Here is a 16,966-nt window from a genome sequence, read left to right on the forward strand (position 1 = left end):
GTTCGGCACAAACACAACGGCCCACCAGAAGGCGGGCCGTTGTTCAAGCAGTCGGCTGTGGATCAGTCCTGACGGCTGGTCACTTCCAGCAGGTGGTAACCGAACTGGGTCTTGACTGGGCCTTGTACGGTGTTGACCGGGGCGCTGAAGACCACGGTGTCGAATTCCTTGACCATCTGGCCAGGACCGAACGAGCCCAGGTCGCCGCCTTGACGGCTGGACGGGCAGGTGGAGTTGGCTTTGGCAACTTCGGCGAAATCAGCGCCGCCTTCGATCTGGGCTTTCAGTTCGTTGCACTTGGCTTCGCTGGCAACCAGGATGTGACGGGCAGTGGCTTTGGCCATGGGAAGAATCTCCATTCAATGTTCAATAAAGTGCTGAGCCTACCGGATTCAGAGGGCTATTTCTCGTCAATCTGCTGCCTGATCCTGAGCCAAGGGGCCGCCGGTCGAAAATATTGCACCGCCCATGATTCAGACGCCGGCCTGCTTCAGGCGCTCGGCGTGCTCCAGGTACAGGGCCACGGGATTGATGCCCAGGCGCACCAGGCCAGTGGTCTGGTTGATGCTGTCCATGTGATCCAGCGGGTAGTCTGAGCGCAGGACCGTGCCCAGGTGCGAGCTGAAGCGCCCGACCATGCCGTCGTTCTGCTCGGCCTCGCGGATGAAAAAGCGCGAAAAGTTGCGGCAGAACAGGTGCAGCGGATCGAGGGCGTTAGGGCCCTCATCCCGCAGGCGCCCCTGCACAGTGCCACTCCAGGAGTAATAGCGAACGCCGTTGACCTGCTCTTCGCCGTTGCCGCCCCAGGTGTCGGGCAAGCCTTGTGGGTATTTGCCATTGAAGGCGGTGACGCCCTCGGTGGTCAGGGCGTTGAGGGCGGCGATGGCGTTCTGCGGGATTTTCGGACTGCCGCTGATAAATCTGAGGAACTCGACAAACAGCGTCGAGACCGCCGCCGCGACCTGCTCGGGCAGATGCCCGGGGGTCAGCGCCTGGCGCAGGCGGTCGGCCAGTTCCGAGCCATGGTTCGGCCCGCTGACCGAAGTAATCGAGGCCACATGCCCGGGTGCCAGCGCCGCCGCATAACGCGCCGCGAGGGCGCCTTGGCTATGGCCGATCAGGTTGACCTTGGCGGCACCGGTTCCGGCCCGCACCAGCTCGATCTGTGTCAGTAATTGCTGGCCGCGCAGTTCGTTGCTGTGGGTGGCGGAGAGATAGGGGATGAACACGTGGGCGCCGGCGTTGCGCAAGGCCTGTTTGACGCCGTGGAAGAGATCGAGATTGCCGATACTGTCGAACCCGAAGAGGCCGTGAACCAGCATGATCGGGTATTGGGTGCTTGCATTCCGTTGCATAAGCGTGCCTGTATTCCGTGGGGTCGGGAATTGTTTCGCGTTCTCACTCTAATCCAGGCCACACCGGGGCGATGTGCGAAAAAGCCGCTGTCGGTTGCTGAAGGCGGAATAGAAGTGGCAGGAGGAGTCGGTGGTGAACCTTGCCGTTGCGCGCCAAATCGGCGCAACGGCGTATTCAGTCAAGAGCCTGTGGGCTTCAGGTATTGCGCAGCTTGCGGCTGGCCTCTCGCAGGAGCTGCTCAGTCGCCTCCCAACCCAGGCAACCGTCCGTCACCGACACCCCGTAGCGCAGGGACGGCCCCAGCGCCTGGCACCCTTCGAACAGGTGGCTCTCTAGCATCATGCCGATCAGTGCGCGATTGCCGTTCAGGCGTTGCTCCAGCACGTCGTTGAACACCGCTGGCTGGCGCAGGGGATCCTTGCCGCTGTTGGCATGGCTGCAATCGACCATGATCCGCGACGCGATGTTCAGCCGCTGCAGGTCGTCCTCGATCCGGGCCACGTGGTGCTGGTCGTAGTTGGGGCCGCGATGGCCGCCGCGCAACACCAGGTGGGTGTCCGGGTTGCCCTGGGTCTGGATGATCGCCGGATGGCCCTGGCTGTCGACGCCGAAGTGGCGGTGCGGGTGGGCGGCCGAGCGCATGGCATCGGTGGCGACGCCCACGCCGCCGTCGGTGCCGTTCTTGAAGCCGACCGGCATGCCCAGGCCGCTGGCCATTTCCCGGTGGATCTGCGATTCGGTGGTACGTGCACCGATAGCCACCCAACTGAGCAGGTCATCGAAGTAGCTGGCGGCCATCGGTTGCAGCAACTCGGTGGCAACCGGCAGGCCGAGGCGCAGCATCTCGCGCATCAATTCCCGGGACAGGTTCAGGCCGCCGACCATGTCGTCACTGCCGTCCAGGTGCGGGTCGTAGGCCAGGCCTTTCCAGCCCACCGTGGTACGCGGTTTTTCGACATAGGCACGCATCACCAGGAGCATCTCGGCGCTGACTTCGTGGGCGAGTCGGGCGAGTTTGCCGGCGTATTCAAGGGCCGATTGCGGATCGTGGATCGAGCAGGGGCCGACGACAACCAGCAGACGCGAGTCTTCACCTTCAAGGATGGCGCGGATGGCTTGGCGATGGGCGGCGACCTGTTGGCTCAGGGCGAGGCTCAGGGGCAATTGTTGCTTGAGCTGCAATGAGCTGGGCAGACGCTGGGTCAGTGCTTCATTGGCAGGGTTGTGGGTGGACAGCGGCAGAGCGGATACGCGGGAGTTCATATTCAGGCTTCCTGGGCTGGCGGCGGGTTCGTGCCCGCGCGCTCGGCCCTACTGGGGTGTTCGACAATTGGCCGTGTTGGCTGGGTGTGTGCGCTTGCCACCTGTGGGTGACCGATCGGAGGCGGCAGGCTGTCCCGAGCGGAGGCTGGTAAATCGCCAGGCGGTAAAACTGTCGTGACGGTAATAAGTGGTGTAGTTCATGGGGTAATTCCTTGAAGTCAGTGATGTTGCTAAAAAGTTAGGGCCTTGAAAAAACAAAACCCCCGGTCGGGGAGCCGACCGGGGGTTGAGAATTCTCTGGCAGGCGACCCCTTGAGTAGTGGCCGCCGTGTAGGTATCAGGCGCGCCAGTGGCTAAACCAATACCCAAAATAAAAGTTTGCTGGAGCACCGGTGGCATTCGCCCGCGCAGCCGCAGCCGAGCGCAGGGCGCTAGGGGTGCAAAGCTGGGAAGGGGTATGCGACATGCAGATACGTCTCCGTTGAATGCCCCGAGCTTACTAGAGGCCGGGACGCAGTTTCAATCAGAAAATGCTATCGGGGTGAAGGTTGCTCGCTATGGCTTAAGTCGTGACGCGCTTTATGCCAGACTCGGCGATTGCCTCCGAACCCTCATCAAGGAAAGCTGGGATGACCACACTGACTGTTGCAGCGGCTCAATCGATCTCGATTGCCGGCGATGTCCACGCCAATATTGCCCATCACCAGCGTTTCATCATGGCCGCGGCGAAGCAGGGAGTGCAGGTGCTGGTGTTTCCCGAGCTTTCCCTGAGCGGTTATGAGCGTGGCCTGGCGGCGCAATTGGCGATCGCCCCGGATGCGGCGTTGTTGCAACCCTTGCGGGACCTGGCGCGAGAAGTAGGCGTGACGGCTGTCGTCGGTATGCCGATTCGCCTGTCTGACGATTCCCCGGTGTTGATCGGCGCGCTGGTGCTGGCGGCCGACGGCTCGTTGGCCGTGTACAGCAAGCAGCACCTGCACCCCGGCGAAGAAGTGGCGTTCGCACCGGGGGCGGGCGGCGCACCCTTGATCGTGGGTGATGACACCATTGCGCTGGCGGTCTGTGCCGACTTTTCCCGCGCCAGCCATGCGGCAGCGGCCGCTGAAGTGGGGGCAAACATCTATGCCGCCGGGGTGTTGATCACCGCAGGAGGGTACGCCGCCGACAGCGCCTTGCTGCAAGGTTATGCGCGCGAACACGGGATGCTGGTCCTGATGGCCAACCATGGTGGCGCGACCGGCGGCTGGGAGTCGGCGGGGCGCAGTGCTATCTGGGCAGCGGACGGCAGGCTGCTCGCCGCCGCTCCCGGGAAGGGCGATGCGCTGGTGATCGCCCGTCGCCAGGCGGCGTTATGGCGCGGTGAAGTGGTGCCGGTGCAGCATGCCTGAGCCCGGATTGGCGCTGCGTCTGGCCACCACCGAGGATTTGCCGTTCGCCCGGGCACTGGCCCGGCGCGGCATGCTCAGTTATTACGTGCGCCATGACCTGTTGTGGCTCGACGAGGCGTTCGACGTGGCCTGGGCCGGGCGGCAGAACTGGTTGATTTGCCAGGACGCGGCGGTGCTCGGCTTTACCAGCCTGAGTCGCGACGCTAATGCCCTGTACATTCGTGAGTTGCACGTGGTCGAGGCCGCGCGGGGGCGGGGCATCGGCAGTTGGGCGATCGATCAGGTTTTTGCCCTGGCCTGCCAGGAGCGGCGTCCGGCCCTGCGTCTGACGGTGTTCACCGACAACCCGGCGCAAGCCCTTTACCTGCGCATGGGATTGCAGATTGTCGGGCAGGATGATTGCTTCTTGCGAATGCAACGCCAGTGTCCGCGTTGAAAGGTCTGTAAGGCGCGTAGTACAAGCGCTGCAAGATCTATTGAAACCATTTTAAATCTTGGGTTCTGCTAGGTCTGCCGGATGCTTTTTGCTAAGGTGGCGGGCAACCAACAAGACCATATCGCGGGGTGTCTGCTTGATTAGGGTGCTAGTAGTCGATGACCATGATCTCGTTCGTACAGGTATTACACGAATGCTGGCTGACATCGATGGCCTGCAAGTAGTCGGCCAGGCCGAGTCGGGAGAGGAATCCCTGCTCAAGGCGCGCGAACTGAAACCCGATGTGGTGCTGATGGACGTCAAGATGCCCGGCATCGGCGGCCTGGAAGCCACGCGCAAGTTGTTGCGCAGCCATCCGGACATCAAGGTCGTGGCGGTCACCGTGTGCGAGGAAGACCCGTTCCCGACGCGGCTACTGCAAGCGGGCGCGGCAGGCTACCTGACCAAGGGCGCCGGCCTCAACGAAATGGTCCAGGCGATTCGCCTGGTGTTTGCCGGCCAGCGCTACATCAGCCCGCAAATTGCCCAGCAATTGGCAATCAAGTCATTCCAGCCGAGCAACGATTCGCCGTTCGATGCCCTTTCGGAGCGCGAGATCCAGATCGCCCTGATGATTGTCGGCTGCCAGAAGGTGCAGATCATCTCCGACAAACTCTGCCTGTCACCCAAGACCGTGAACACCTATCGCTATCGGATTTTCGAGAAGCTTTCGATCAGCAGTGACGTCGAGTTGACCCTGTTGGCGGTGCGTCACGGCATGGTCGATGCCAGCCTCTGAAATGACTCAAGCCTTTGATCCAAGCGCCTTTCTCGCCACCTGCAGTGGGCGTCCCGGGGTGTATCGCATGTTTGACAGCGATGCGCGCCTGCTCTACGTGGGCAAAGCCAAGAACCTGAAAAAACGCCTGGCCAGCTACTTTCGCAAGACCGGCCTGGCGCCCAAGACGGCGGCGCTGGTGGGCCGTATCGCGCAGGTCGAAACCACCATTACCGCCAACGAGACCGAAGCGCTGCTGCTGGAGCAGACGCTGATCAAGGAGTGGCGGCCGCCCTACAACATCCTGCTGCGCGACGATAAGTCCTACCCCTATGTGTTTCTTTCCGACGGCCAGTTTCCACGCCTGAGCATTCATCGCGGGGCAAAAAAGACCAAGGGCAAGTATTTCGGTCCTTATCCCAGTGCCGGGGCGATTCGCGAAAGCCTCAGCCTGCTGCAAAAAACCTTTTTCGTCCGCCAGTGTGAAGACAGCTACTACAAGAACCGCACCCGGCCGTGCCTGCAATATCAGATCAAGCGCTGCAAGGCGCCCTGTGTCGGCCTGGTGGAGCCAGAGGTGTACGCCGAGGATGTGCGGCACTCGGTGATGTTTCTCGAGGGCCGCAGCAATGCCCTGACCGACGAACTGTCGGCAGGCATGGAGCAGGCAGCCAGCACCCTGGATTTCGAGCGCGCGGCCGAGTTGCGCGATCAGATTTCCCTGCTGCGCCGGGTCCAGGACCAACAGAGCATGGAAGGCGGCACGGGCGACGTCGATGTGGTCGCGGCATTCATCAACCCAGGTGGCGCCTGTGTGCACTTGATCAGTGTGCGTGGCGGGCGAGTGCTGGGCAGCAAGAACTTTTTCCCGCAGGTGGGTATTGAAGAGGACGTTGCCGAGGTCATGGCGGCGTTTCTCGGACAGTATTTCATCAGCAGTCCTGAGCGCGACCTGCCGAGTGAGCTGATCGTCAATGTGGTCCATGAGGACTTTCCTGCGCTCATCGAAGCCATTCACGAGCTGCGCGGTCGCGAGTTGACCATCAGTCACAGGGTCCGTGGCACCCGGGCGCGCTGGCAACAATTGGCGGTGACCAACGCCGAGCAGGCGCTGGGCGCGCGCCTGGCCAATCGTCAGCACGTTGCCGCGCGTTTTGACGCCCTGGCTGAAGTGCTGAATCTGGATGAACCGCCACAGCGCCTGGAGTGTTACGACATCAGCCATTCCAGCGGCGAAGCGACCGTGGCGTCCTGCGTGGTGTTCGGCCCGGAAGGGCCGTTGAAATCCGACTACCGCCGCTACAACATCGAAGGGGTGACCCCGGGCGATGACTACGCGGCGATGCACCAGGCGCTCACCCGGCGCTTCAGCAAACTCAAGGACGGCGAGGGCAAGCTGCCGGACATCCTGCTGGTGGACGGCGGCAAGGGCCAGTTGTCGATGGCGCGTGACGTGCTCAATGAACTGGCGGTGCCCGACCTGATTCTGCTGGGCGTGGCCAAGGGCGCGACCCGCAAGGCCGGCTTCGAAACCCTTTACCTGAATGATGCGGCCCATGAGTTCACCCTGCGCGGCGACTCCCCGGCGTTGCACCTGATCCAGCAGATCCGTGACGAGGCCCACCGTTTTGCGATTACCGGGCACCGCGCGCGACGTGGCAAAACCCGCCGCACCTCAACCCTGGAAGGGGTTGCCGGGGTAGGGCCGACCCGGCGTCGGGACCTGTTGAAACATTTTGGTGGATTGCAGGAGCTGTCTCGTGCAAGCATCGACGAGATCGCCAAAGCACCGGGGATCAGTAAAAAGCTCGCAGAGTTGATTTATGCAAACCTGCACAGCGAGTAGAATGCCCCCTCACCTCGTAGCCAGTTGTGCCGATGAATATCCCTAATCTGATCACCGTACTACGCGTTCTGCTTATCCCGATCTTTATTCTGCTGTTCTACATGCCGTATCACTGGAGCTACATGGCCGCCAGTTCGGTCTTTGCGTTCGCTGCGGCGACGGACTGGCTGGACGGTTACCTGGCCCGCCGGCTGGAGCAGAGCACCCCGTTCGGGGCGTTTCTCGATCCGGTGGCAGACAAGCTGATGGTCGCCGTGGCCCTGGTGCTGTTGGTCCAGGAGCACGCCAACCTGTGGCTGACCTTGCCGGCAGCCGTGATCATTGGTCGCGAGATCGTCATTTCCGCCCTTAGGGAGTGGATGGCCGAACTGGGCGCACGGGCCCAGGTGGCCGTGTCGAACCTGGGCAAATGGAAAACCGCCGCGCAAATGCTCGCGCTGGTGATCCTGCTGGCCAACCCGTCGGACTTCAGCTTCTGGGTACTGGTGGGCTATGCCTTGCTGCTGGTCTCGGCCGGCCTGACCTTGTGGTCCATGGTGCAATACCTGCGCGCCGCCTGGCCGCACCTGAAAACCGACGTGCAGAAAAAATAAAACTTTTTTGAATCAAAGGGTTGACGCGTATTCGAATTGCTATAGAATACGCCACACCAAGACGCGGGAATAGCTCAGTTGGTAGAGCACGACCTTGCCAAGGTCGGGGTCGCGAGTTCGAGTCTCGTTTCCCGCTCCAAATATAGACCTGCAAAAGTCACTGGCTTATGCAGGTCAACAAAAAAGACGCTTCGGCGTCTTTTTTCGTTTCAGTACTATCCGCCGACATCGATTATCCAACAAATTTGACATACACCAGTTCAGGGTCGTGTTCGTCAAGATTATCGATTCGCCCGCTCGGTACAAAACCCGCTTTCTTGAACAGTGACTGCGAAGCCGTGTTGGATGCATTGGTTGAAGCAAACAGCTTGGCTGTCTTGCACGCGGCTTCGGCTGCCGCTAGTAAATCGAGCGCTATGCCTTGCCGTTGCTGTGTCGGTGACACGACCACCAGCTCAACGAAGCCATGGCTGAAAAAATCATCGGTAAGTACCAGGTAACCTACGCACTGATCGGCAGCGACGGCTACCAGGCATTGCTGGCGAACGACGGCATCATGGATAAAGTCGCAACGACTGGCGTGTTGCGTCGCATAGGTATCCAATGCGATCAGTGCGGGCACGTCCTCGGTCGTCCCTTGGCGGATGAGTCGGTTCAAGCTGATGGGGAACAGGGGGCTGTCGTGGGGCATTGAGTGCATCCTCCTGCCGGTGCTGGTACCGAGCGTGTGTTCATCGATTGAGGGTATAGACCTTGCCCGTATTGCCATTCAAGGGCTGTGAGCTGCCCCGCACCCTGCTGCGTGAATTCCTGGGGCAGCAGGTGCGGCGGCGTTAGGTCAAAGCTTCGGCAACTGCCCGATACGCCCCATCATTTCCGTGACGATCTGCAGGTCCAGCATGAACTGTTCGACGGTCTTGAACTCGTTGTCGTTGTGCCCGGTGTACTTGACGTCGGGCATGGCCAGGCCGAATTGCACACCGTTGGGCAGTTCATGCACCGAGGTGGCACCGGCGGAGGTGCCGAACTGGTGTTTCATGCCCAGGTTTTCGCTGGCCACGGCCAGCAGGGCCTTGACCCATTCACCTTCGGGGTTGCGGAACATCGGTTCGGCGATCGAGTAGTCGAAGGCTGGCGCGATCCCGGCCTTGTTGCTCCAGGCACTGAGTTTGTCGGCGATTTCGCTCTTCAGCACTTCGGGAGACTTGCCCTTCGGCACCCGCAGGTTGACTGCCAGCTTGAAGGTTTTGTCGTCCATGCCGACGTAGGTCAGGGAAGCGGTCAGCGGTCCCATGAAAGCATCGGCAAAGCCAACCCCCAGTTTGCTACCCAGGTAGTCCAGGCCCCAGTTGTCGGCGGCGTAGCGGGCTGCGTCGGTGATCTGGTTGTGCTTGAGCGCGACCTTGCCGTCGAGGCCGTTGATGAAGTCGAGCATCCGGGCCACCGGGTTGACCCCGGACTCAGGCTCGGAGGAGTGGGCAGAGACGCCAGTGACGGTCAGTTGCACGTCTTTGCCGACGACCTTGGCAGTCACCGTGAAATTGCCACCGTTGCGCTTGGCGTAGTCGGCGCCGGCTTGTTGCAGGCTGGCGGCCAGTTCGGCGGGTTGCTCGGTGAGCAGGGTGGCGACCGAGGTCGACGGAATCTGGTTGGTCGCCAGCCCGCCGGTCATGGTGCTGATTTCGGCGCCTTTGCCCTCGGCGGCGCGCCGGGTAAAACTGGCCATGACCGTGCCGTAGCCTTTCTCGGCGATCACCACCGGGTAGCCGCCATCCAGGGCCAGGTTGTAGTTGGGCGTCGGATTGCGCTCGAAGTAATAGGGGATGGCATCGCCGCTGGTTTCCTCGGTGGTGTCCACCAACAGCTTGAAATTGCGCGCCAGTGGCAGCTTCTCGTCCTGGATGATCTTCATCGCGTAGAGGGTCACCACGATGCCGTTTTTGTCATCCTCGGTGCCGCGGCCGTACATGCGGTCGCCAATCAGGGTGACCTTGAACGGGTCCAGCCGGGTGCCGTCTTCCAGTACCCAGTTCTCTGGCGTCACGGGCACCACATCGGCGTGGGCGTGGATGCCGACGACTTCATCGCCAGCGCCGTCGAGGGAGATTTCATAGACCCGGTTGTCGATGTTGCGAAATTTCAGATTGAAGGCCTCGGCCAGGCCCTTGATCTTGTCGGCGATCTTGAGGAACTGCGGATTCTCGTGCTGCGGTACGCCTTCGATCTCGAAGGTCGGGATGGCCACTAGTTCGCGCAGGGTCTCGGTGGCAGCGCTGCCATATTTGACTCGCGCGTAGAGGCCCAGCAGGCGATGGATTTCATTCTGCTGCTCGGCGTTCAGGCTCTGGTTGGCGAGGAAGGCATTGATGGCCGGGGCGAGGTCGTCGTTTTTCGCCAGCTCACTTTTGGCCAGGCGCGTGAGGAACTGCCTGAAGTCCGTGACTGAGCTGTTGTTGAAGGTCTTGAGCATGGCCGCGCTTTGTTGCGGGGTGATATTGGCGTGGGCCGGCGTGGTGAACGACGCCAGGCTGGCCAGCATCAGGGTGGTTGCGGCCAGGTGCTTGAGGGAAAAATCCATGGTGGTGGGCATTCCTTTGCAGGGGTGTAGGGGAGATGAAACAAATCATTTCCAAATTAACACCACAAGGCTGCGAAAGGGCAGCCCCTGAAGTGGGATCTGTCCCACAGAAATGTAAGTGCGCCCCACATGCCCAATCCTGAGCAAGGCGCCTGTACTTGCCAGCGCAGCCTTACGGTCTAGCGGGTTGTGGACGTTGATCGACAGGTGGCCAGATTTTTTCCATCTCGAGTACTTCAACCGATCCGCCGGGGGACTGGACCGTTGCCGACAGCGCTGGGAGCATTTTCTTGTCCTGCGTGCGGGGCTGGCGATCAAAGTTGACGGTTATCCGGGTGCCGTCGGCGAATTGTGAGCGCTGTACCAGGCGGTCGCGGGACAGGGTTTCAAAGTGAGTCATGGCCTGGGTGAACAAGCGCTGATGCAGGGGCGAAAAGACCCGGTCATAGGCTTGAATCAACGGCAGGTCGCGACGCAGCACCGGGTCGCTCAGGTGATACAGCGGTGGCACCATGTACAACAGTTGCAGCAATGCCGTCTGGTCGCGTTCGGTGGTGAACTTCAGCGAGCCATATTCCCAATGATGGGTGCTGACGATGCTGTCGTGCAGGGCAATTTCATACAGTGGCAGGCGAAACTGTGGACGCGTCACATAACGCGCTACCGAATCCGCCAGCGGTACGGGTTGAAAGTACAGTGAGGGTGCTTCCGGCGGCCAGTATCGGCCTCGGTAGTAAGGTGAGCGGGGATCCTGGATGGCGGGGTCCATCCAGGCAAAAGGCGGTGTCAGCACACCGTGGGCAAACGCCACCTGTGCGGCAAACATGGAAAGCACGCCCTCACTTCCGGTGACCAGGCCATGGGTCAGGGCAGGGTACTCCAGGCGCCGACGGTGGGCCTGGGCGTCGTCAGCCTGATTCATTTCCCGCCCAGGCGTGTAGTCCTCCAACATGGGGCCGGCGCCGTCGACGTCGAGAAAATAGCTGTTCAACTGCCCGGCCCCAGCGACGGCACTGATGCGCCGCTGGGCATAGGGCTCGACGACCTGAGGGTTGGCATACACCCCACGACCTGCAAAACCGACCGCAAGTTTACCGTCCTGGTCACGATAACCCGCGCCAGCCAGCGCATTGCCCATTTGCGCGGTTGGCCAGGTATTGGCCAGGTCCTCCCGATGGGCGCTGCCATAGCTGTCATATACCCCCACCAGATACCCTGCGGCTTTGGCAGCGGCCACGGCCTCGGGGCGCCAGAAACTCGATAGCCAGTTATCGGCGCCCAACCAGGCGCGCTGTAGTCCGGCTGTGCGCAAGGCATCGATGGTGCTGGTGGACAGTCCATCGCCCCATTGTGCCGGCGGCTGCAGGGTTTCACCGAAGGTCTCCAGCAGTTGTTCGCGAACCGTGCGCCCCCAGGCTACTTCGGCCATGGGGTCGTGCTTGCCCGGCTGCGGCGCCACTGGCATGCGGGGCACTGTCAGGCGAAGGCCGCTGTTGAGGGCGTGGATCAATGGCTGTCGCCGCCAGGTGCTGAGACTGCCGTTGACCGACTCGTTGAACGCCGCTTCGAATAGGTCCCGGGTCTGCGTGTCAAACAGCTGCCACACGCGAGCGGCCAGGCTCCCCGATACCTGCCGGCCCGCCTGCAGGCGCTGGAGAAAGCCAGGCCAGTCGGCGATGTCGGCGGCTTTCAACAACCCGCTGTCCCAGAGATAGATGTGGGCGGCACCACCGAGTCTGGCGGTGGCAGGCACGGTCTTGATCTTTTCGTCCAGCGAGACGAACTGGCCGGTTTGTTGCAACCAGTCTCGGTAACGCCGCGTTCCGGCCAGGAGGTCCGGACCGGCAATGTGCAGGCGTACGATGTAGGGTGCGTCCGGGGCCAGCCGGGTGAATGCATGGCGCAGTCGCATTTGCGGGCGCCCTCCGGTATCGACAATCGAAAATTCCGTGTTCAGCGGCGTCTCGACCATCCAGGTGAGCGAGTGCTTCTTGCGCAGTTCGGTCCAGAATGGCATCGACAATGCACCGGCGACACTTTCGTTTTGATAGCGACGCACCAGCCAGTCCAGCCAGCCCGGATCGGTACTGGGCACAAAGTTGCCTTCGCCAAAGGGAAAGGCATAAGCGTCGATCGCAGAAGGTTGGGCCGAGATCGGCCAATCCAGCGTGGCGGGTTGTGCGGCGCGGATGCTGACCTGGAGGTCATTCTGGTCGCGCGTGACGGCGATATCGAAACGCTGTCGCCCCTGCTGGATCTGCCATCCTTCAGCAGTCAGGGGGGTGGTGTTTGCACCGCTGAAAGCGGGAGCCGCGAGGGGCAATGTGGGACCTGTAGGTGGCATGAGTTCGATGGCCAGGGTAGCCCGATCGATTCGCCAGGTACCGGCTGCCGTTGGCACTTCGTGCCAGTCCGTGACTGCGGCGAGGGCATTTACACTCAGGCCGCAGAGCAGCAACAGCAATATCCCGCGAAGTACCTGCAAGGCCATGCCTCGACTCCTTGTCGTCGTCAATCACGCTAGCGCATGGGTTCGAGCAGTAAACAGCGGTCTTGCGCCGGTGACTGACTACCGTACTCATCGCCGTCGCCACTGCCAACGGGTTGTTGCGTGAAATGCATTCAACATGTAAGCGCCGGGATGGAACTAACCTTCACGTCAGCCTCTATATTTCAACGGCCCCCAAAAAAACAAGGAACGCTCCATGTCCAGATCTCGTGCGTTGATTGCAGCTGTTACGTCTCTTGCATTGGTTTGCGGCTCGGCGCTGGCATGGGCCGATCCAGGGAATGGCAAGGGCCAGGGGAACGGCAAGGGAAACCCGCCCAATAGCCAGGCGCATGGCAATCAAGGTGGGCATGGCAACCAGGGCAAAAACCCCGCAGGCGGTGATTGGGGTAACGGTCCGAGCATCAACCGCAGCAGTGTGCTGGGAATTGTCGGCGGCTACCGGGACTACTGGAGCCCCGGACCGGCCTTGCCGCCTGGGATTCAGAAGAACCTCGCACGGGGCAAGCCCCTGCCGCCCGGCATCGCCAAGAAGCTCGATGGCCGGCTGGTTGGCCACTTGCCCCATTACGATGGCTACGAGTGGCAGCAGGCGGGTACGGACTTGATTTTGGTGGCCTTGGCTACCGGGCTGATTTATGAAGTGCTCACGGGAGCCTTTGATTAACGCACCCGGCTGTGGGCCTCCATCCGTCGTGTGGCTTGAACTGGATGGGGTTTTTCGCGTCTGACCCTATGCGGTATCCACCCTTATCGGAAGCACATCATGCTTTTAAAGAACAAAAGTCTGTTTGCTGTTATGTCCTGCGCCCTGATGCTTGCAGCAGCGCCTTTACTCCCTGCTGACCTGTCCATCATGAACTCCGCCTATGCGAAGGAAGGTGGTGGTGGTGGTGGTGGTGGTGGTGGTGGTGGCGGCGGTCACGGCGGTGGCGGTGGCGGTGGCGGTGGCGCAGGTGCTGGCCATGGTGGCGGCACCGGTGGCGGTCACGCCGGCTCGGGTCACTCGGGCAGCAATGGCCAGGGCAAGGGGTTGAGCAGCGATCACGCCGGCAAGGCCGTTCGCGATCATGGTGTCAGCGGCAATCAATACGGCAGTGAGCGTAACGATGACCGTGGGCATGGCACCACGACTTCGGGCATTGCCCAGTCCAAAGATACCCGTGGCGTGACTAAGGCCACTGCAATTTCGACTTCGACACCTAGCGATCACAACACCAAAGGCTTGAGCAAGGCCGGGCCATCGGCAACCAAAAAATCCTATTGATCGACCTTCGCTGCACCCACACGACACCTGTGCGCGTTGCGCGCAAGGGTGTCGTGGCACTTCAGCCGGGTCAGTGCGTCTTTGGCCGGTGAATCAGCAAGTGCTCAGTCGCCGTTGTACTTGGGTGCTGATCGGGTGCCAGGAACCGGACGAGCGCTGTGTCGGCCGAATGGCTCGGAGGCGCTGAGAATCGACAGTTCGATGCGTCCGCAGTGTGGGCACAGGGCCTTGATCTTGGCCTTGGCCGCGCTGTCGGTGTCGGCCATCACTTCGCCGTAGACCGCGTGCTGGGCGTGATCTTTCGGGTAAGCGGTGTAATCGTAGAGCCGCATGGTTCAAACCTGAGGTGGAGAGTCTGCCGCCGAACTCAAAGGTATAGGTCGCCAAGGCCGGTTCGTCCAGTGTCAGGTTTGAAAGGTGACTGGCGGTTCACCTTGCTACATCGGCTTTACGCTCAGTCACCCCGGCAGGGCAGGCTGCGAGTCCTTGAACTGGGCGAGCTCCAGGGTGATTTCCTTGGCCACCTGATTGATTTCGCCGCGCAGCCATTTGTGCGCGGGCGATGCGTGCAGGCGTTCGTGCCAGACCTGGGAGACGGTGAATCCCGCCACTGCTACTGGCGGTTCGAACAGTTGCAGGGGGACTTCCCTGGCGATGCGCAGGGCCGTCAGCTCGGCGATCATACCGATCATGTCGGTTTGCGAAATCAGGATGTGCGCCAGCAGGAAGTGCGGCACCGTCAGGGAGGTCTTGCAGCGGATGTCATGTTGTTCGTAGAGGCTGTCGATGGCCTCCTTGACCGCCCCATGGTTGCTGCTGATACGCAGGTGCTTGCCGTTGCGAAATTGCTCCAGGGAGAGGCTGCCGTTGATCTCTGGGTGGCCGACGCGCACCACTGACTTGAGCCGGTCGGAGAACAGTTTGCGCACGTGGAAGTTGGCCGGGGCAGTCTTCTCGTTCCAGATGATCAGGTCGAGCTTGCCGTCCTTGAGCAGCGGCAGATCCTCTTTGGGGCGCAGCGGCTGGATGTTCAGCTCGACCCCGGGCGCGACCTCGGCGAGGCGCACCATCAGGCGCGGCAAGAGGATAAAACCGATGTAGTCGGTGGTGGCGATTTCGAAGCTGCCCTGGAATTGCCCGGGGTCGAAAGCCTTGACCGGCTCGATCAGCTTGTTCAGCGCCGCCAGGCTCTGCTGCAACGGCTCCACCAGCTCCAGGGCGCGGCTGGTCGGCAGCATGCCACGGCCCATGGAGACGAACAGTGGATCGTTGAACAGCACGCGCAGGCGAGCCAGGGTATGGCTCACCGCCGACTGGGTCATGTTCAGTTGCTCGGCGGTGCGGGTGACGTTGCACTCGTTGAGCAGGCAAAAGAACACGTGCAAGGATTTCATATCGACGTTTTGCATATGCCGGGCGCTGGCCTCGCGGTGAAGGATGGACAATACCGGCCGCCACTTTACCGAGGTTTGCGCCCGAAAGCTGGTCAACGCTTCAGACCATCGGCACCAGCGTATGGGCGAAGTCCTTGCGCCGCTCCATCAGTTGCAGGGTCTGGGCCTGCGCCGCCTGGAGCAAGGCCGTCTCGTCGACCAGGGTACTGCGGCCGTTTTCCAGGATCACCTTGCCGTCCACCAGCACGGTTTTCACGTTCGAGCCACGGGCCGAGTACACCAGGTTCCACAGCACGTTGGTCTGTGTCCCTTCCCAGACGATCGGGCACATGTTCGGCTGAGCCAGGTCGAGCAGCAGCAGGTCGGCACGCTTGCCGACTTCGATCGAGCCGATCTCCCGGTCCATGCCCAGTACCCGGGCACCCTCGATGGTTGCCATGCGCAAGGCGACATTCGCCGGCAGGGCGGCGGCATCCAGGCGGTGGGCCTTTTGCAGCAGTGAGGCGAATTTCATTTCTTCGAACAGGTCGAGGCTGTTGTTGCAGACGTTGCCGTCGGTGCCCAGGCCGACGCGGATGCCGGCGGCGAGCATTTCCGGAACCCGGGCGATCCCGCTGGCCAGCTTGGCGTTGCTGCTGGGGCAGTGGGCGACCGCGGTGCCGGTGTCGGCCAGGCGCTTGATCTCTTCATCGTTGAGCCAGACGCAGTGGGCGATCAGGGTCTTTTCGCCGAGGATGCCCATCTGGTCCAGCATTGGGATCGAGCGTTTGCCGAAGTGCTGGAGCACCGCCTGTTCTTCCTCCTTCTGTTCGCAGGCGTGGGTGTGGATGCCGATCCCGTAGTCGCGCGCGCAGTCGCGGGCATGGGCGTAGGCCTTGGGTGAACAGTAGAACAGGTGCTCCAGCCCCATCCACACTCGCACGCGGCCGTCGTGGGCCATGTGATGGGTTTCGATCAGCTTGCGGTTGGCCTCCGGGCTTTCGAAGAAGTCTTTGCCGGGCAGGTCGGCGGCATAGGGCGCCAGGTGTACTCGAATGCCGATTTCGCCGGCGGCGTCGGCGCAGCGGTGCATGAAGCGGTACATATCCATGACGCAGGTGGTGCCGCTCTTCAGGGCTTCCAGGTAGCACAGGCGCGCGGCGTGGTAGGCGTCCTCGGCGTTCATGGCGCGGTGTTCGAGCTGGTAGTAGGGCAGCCATTGCATCAGCGGCATGTTTTCGGTGATGCCGCGCATCAGGCTGGAGTGCGAGTGGGCATCGACCAGGCCTGGCAACAGGGCCATCTGGCCTTGGCAATCGATGACTTTGGCGTCGGCGGGCAGGGGCATGTGTTCGCCCTGGCCGATGGCTTCGATGACGCCGTCGCGGATGACCACGTGGCCGTTGGCGAGGACCTGGTCCTGGGGGTTGACGGTGAAGATGATGGCGTTGCGGATCACGGTGTAGGTCATGGGTGGGTCCTTGTTTTTTTATGGTTGGAGGGGGGGCGCACGAGGCGGCCTGCTGGGTTCTTACTGTAGGAGCGAGCGCCCGCTTGCGGCGCCCGCTTGCGGCTTGCTCGCGATGGCGACTTGCGCCAC

General features: G+C 61.7%; 16 protein-coding genes and 1 tRNA gene. 8 read left to right on the top strand and 9 right to left on the bottom strand.

The window, feature by feature from the left end:
- Window positions 1-62: 62 nt before the first annotated feature.
- The 3 genes from ACIOVD_RS23155 to ACIOVD_RS23165 all read right to left on the bottom strand — a co-directional run bounded on the left by ACIOVD_RS23155 (window position 63) and on the right by ACIOVD_RS23165 (window position 2,619).
- Entirely contained in the window at window positions 63-344 is a 282-nt protein-coding gene (locus tag ACIOVD_RS23155) for a peptidylprolyl isomerase (protein WP_008369704.1), read from the bottom strand.
- A gap of 129 nt (window positions 345-473) precedes the next feature.
- Entirely contained in the window at window positions 474-1,355 is an 882-nt protein-coding gene (locus ACIOVD_RS23160) for a triacylglycerol lipase (RefSeq protein ID WP_159995222.1), read from the bottom strand.
- A gap of 196 nt (window positions 1,356-1,551) precedes the next feature.
- Window positions 1,552-2,619 carry a 3-deoxy-7-phosphoheptulonate synthase gene (locus ACIOVD_RS23165; RefSeq protein ID WP_159995224.1) on the bottom strand — a complete coding sequence of 356 codons (1,068 nt, stop codon included), beginning with the start codon at window positions 2,617-2,619 and terminating at the stop codon, window positions 1,552-1,554.
- Between the two features lie 629 nt (window positions 2,620-3,248).
- On the opposite strand from ACIOVD_RS23165, the gene ACIOVD_RS23170 reads away from it, so the two are divergent.
- The 6 genes from ACIOVD_RS23170 to ACIOVD_RS23195 all read left to right on the top strand — a co-directional run bounded on the left by ACIOVD_RS23170 (window position 3,249) and on the right by ACIOVD_RS23195 (window position 7,778).
- Window positions 3,249-4,007, top strand: coding sequence for a carbon-nitrogen hydrolase family protein (locus ACIOVD_RS23170; RefSeq protein ID WP_401130425.1), 759 nt, complete (start codon window positions 3,249-3,251; stop codon window positions 4,005-4,007).
- On the top strand, window positions 4,000-4,443 hold the full coding sequence (locus ACIOVD_RS23175) for an N-acetyltransferase (RefSeq protein ID WP_095170388.1): 444 nt from the start codon (window positions 4,000-4,002) through the stop codon (window positions 4,441-4,443). The genes ACIOVD_RS23170 and ACIOVD_RS23175 overlap by 8 nt, the downstream gene beginning before the upstream one ends.
- A 136-nt stretch (window positions 4,444-4,579) precedes the next feature.
- Window positions 4,580-5,221, top strand: coding sequence for a UvrY/SirA/GacA family response regulator transcription factor (uvrY, locus tag ACIOVD_RS23180; RefSeq protein WP_071555134.1), 642 nt, complete (start codon window positions 4,580-4,582; stop codon window positions 5,219-5,221).
- 1 nt (window position 5,222) lies between these two features.
- Window positions 5,223-7,046, top strand: coding sequence for an excinuclease ABC subunit UvrC (uvrC, locus tag ACIOVD_RS23185; RefSeq protein ID WP_401130470.1), 1,824 nt, complete (start codon window positions 5,223-5,225; stop codon window positions 7,044-7,046).
- 32 nt (window positions 7,047-7,078) lie between these two features.
- Window positions 7,079-7,639: a CDP-diacylglycerol--glycerol-3-phosphate 3-phosphatidyltransferase gene (gene pgsA, locus ACIOVD_RS23190; protein WP_095170389.1), complete on the top strand. Its 561-nt coding sequence runs from the start codon at window positions 7,079-7,081 to the stop codon at window positions 7,637-7,639.
- Between the two features lie 63 nt (window positions 7,640-7,702).
- A tRNA-Gly gene (locus ACIOVD_RS23195) sits at window positions 7,703-7,778 on the top strand.
- A gap of 93 nt (window positions 7,779-7,871) precedes the next feature.
- Here the strand turns inward: ACIOVD_RS23195 and ACIOVD_RS23200 are convergent.
- From ACIOVD_RS23200 to ACIOVD_RS23210, 3 genes are all read right to left on the bottom strand, one after another.
- Window positions 7,872-8,330: a GNAT family N-acetyltransferase gene (locus ACIOVD_RS23200; RefSeq protein ID WP_401130428.1), complete on the bottom strand. Its 459-nt coding sequence runs from the start codon at window positions 8,328-8,330 to the stop codon at window positions 7,872-7,874.
- A gap of 147 nt (window positions 8,331-8,477) precedes the next feature.
- The gene (locus ACIOVD_RS23205; RefSeq protein ID WP_401130430.1) at window positions 8,478-10,217 is read right to left on the bottom strand and encodes a dipeptidase; all 1,740 of its coding nucleotides are present in this window, start codon (window positions 10,215-10,217) and stop codon (window positions 8,478-8,480) included.
- A 172-nt stretch (window positions 10,218-10,389) separates the two neighbouring features.
- Complete coding sequence (locus ACIOVD_RS23210) at window positions 10,390-12,708, bottom strand: glycoside hydrolase (protein ID WP_401130432.1); 2,319 nt, start codon at window positions 12,706-12,708, stop codon at window positions 10,390-10,392.
- Window positions 12,709-12,922: 214 nt separating this feature from the next.
- On the opposite strand from ACIOVD_RS23210, the gene ACIOVD_RS23215 reads away from it, so the two are divergent.
- Window positions 12,923-13,393 carry an anti-virulence regulator CigR family protein gene (locus ACIOVD_RS23215; RefSeq protein ID WP_095170393.1) on the top strand — a complete coding sequence of 157 codons (471 nt, stop codon included), beginning with the start codon at window positions 12,923-12,925 and terminating at the stop codon, window positions 13,391-13,393.
- A gap of 99 nt (window positions 13,394-13,492) precedes the next feature.
- Window positions 13,493-13,993, top strand: coding sequence for a hypothetical protein (locus ACIOVD_RS23220; RefSeq protein ID WP_401130434.1), 501 nt, complete (start codon window positions 13,493-13,495; stop codon window positions 13,991-13,993).
- Window positions 13,994-14,097: 104 nt separating this feature from the next.
- On the opposite strand, the gene ACIOVD_RS23225 is transcribed toward ACIOVD_RS23220, so the two are convergent.
- The 3 genes from ACIOVD_RS23225 to ACIOVD_RS23235 all read right to left on the bottom strand — a co-directional run bounded on the left by ACIOVD_RS23225 (window position 14,098) and on the right by ACIOVD_RS23235 (window position 16,837).
- Window positions 14,098-14,325, bottom strand: coding sequence for a hypothetical protein (locus ACIOVD_RS23225; RefSeq protein ID WP_401130436.1), 228 nt, complete (start codon window positions 14,323-14,325; stop codon window positions 14,098-14,100).
- A 126-nt stretch (window positions 14,326-14,451) separates the two neighbouring features.
- Complete coding sequence (locus tag ACIOVD_RS23230; RefSeq protein WP_401130438.1) at window positions 14,452-15,438, bottom strand: LysR family transcriptional regulator; 987 nt, start codon at window positions 15,436-15,438, stop codon at window positions 14,452-14,454.
- A gap of 49 nt (window positions 15,439-15,487) precedes the next feature.
- Window positions 15,488-16,837, bottom strand: a complete 1,350-nt coding sequence (locus tag ACIOVD_RS23235; protein WP_159995240.1) for an amidohydrolase family protein — start codon at window positions 16,835-16,837, stop codon at window positions 15,488-15,490.
- Window positions 16,838-16,966 lie beyond the last annotated feature (129 nt).

The sequence above is a fragment of the Pseudomonas sp. NPDC087626 genome, assembly GCF_044743405.1.
In the GTDB taxonomy this organism is placed as follows: Bacteria; Pseudomonadota; Gammaproteobacteria; order Pseudomonadales; family Pseudomonadaceae; genus Aquipseudomonas.

Coding starts and splice junctions, on each gene's coding strand:
- ACIOVD_RS23225 (WP_401130436.1), bottom strand. CDS start 14,325: ATGCGGCTCTACGATTACACCGCTTACCCGAAAGATCACGCCCAGCAC.
- ACIOVD_RS23200 (WP_401130428.1), bottom strand. CDS start 8,330: ATGCCCCACGACAGCCCCCTGTTCCCCATCAGCTTGAACCGACTCATC.
- uvrC (WP_401130470.1), top strand. CDS start 5,223: ATGACTCAAGCCTTTGATCCAAGCGCCTTTCTCGCCACCTGCAGTGGG.
- ACIOVD_RS23210 (WP_401130432.1), bottom strand. CDS start 12,708: ATGGCCTTGCAGGTACTTCGCGGGATATTGCTGTTGCTGCTCTGCGGC.
- ACIOVD_RS23205 (WP_401130430.1), bottom strand. CDS start 10,217: ATGGATTTTTCCCTCAAGCACCTGGCCGCAACCACCCTGATGCTGGCC.
- ACIOVD_RS23175 (WP_095170388.1), top strand. CDS start 4,000: ATGCCTGAGCCCGGATTGGCGCTGCGTCTGGCCACCACCGAGGATTTG.
- ACIOVD_RS23235 (WP_159995240.1), bottom strand. CDS start 16,837: ATGACCTACACCGTGATCCGCAACGCCATCATCTTCACCGTCAACCCC.
- ACIOVD_RS23165 (WP_159995224.1), bottom strand. CDS start 2,619: ATGAACTCCCGCGTATCCGCTCTGCCGCTGTCCACCCACAACCCTGCC.
- ACIOVD_RS23215 (WP_095170393.1), top strand. CDS start 12,923: ATGTCCAGATCTCGTGCGTTGATTGCAGCTGTTACGTCTCTTGCATTG.
- ACIOVD_RS23220 (WP_401130434.1), top strand. CDS start 13,493: ATGCTTTTAAAGAACAAAAGTCTGTTTGCTGTTATGTCCTGCGCCCTG.
- ACIOVD_RS23155 (WP_008369704.1), bottom strand. CDS start 344: ATGGCCAAAGCCACTGCCCGTCACATCCTGGTTGCCAGCGAAGCCAAG.
- ACIOVD_RS23160 (WP_159995222.1), bottom strand. CDS start 1,355: ATGCAACGGAATGCAAGCACCCAATACCCGATCATGCTGGTTCACGGC.
- ACIOVD_RS23170 (WP_401130425.1), top strand. CDS start 3,249: ATGACCACACTGACTGTTGCAGCGGCTCAATCGATCTCGATTGCCGGC.
- pgsA (WP_095170389.1), top strand. CDS start 7,079: ATGAATATCCCTAATCTGATCACCGTACTACGCGTTCTGCTTATCCCG.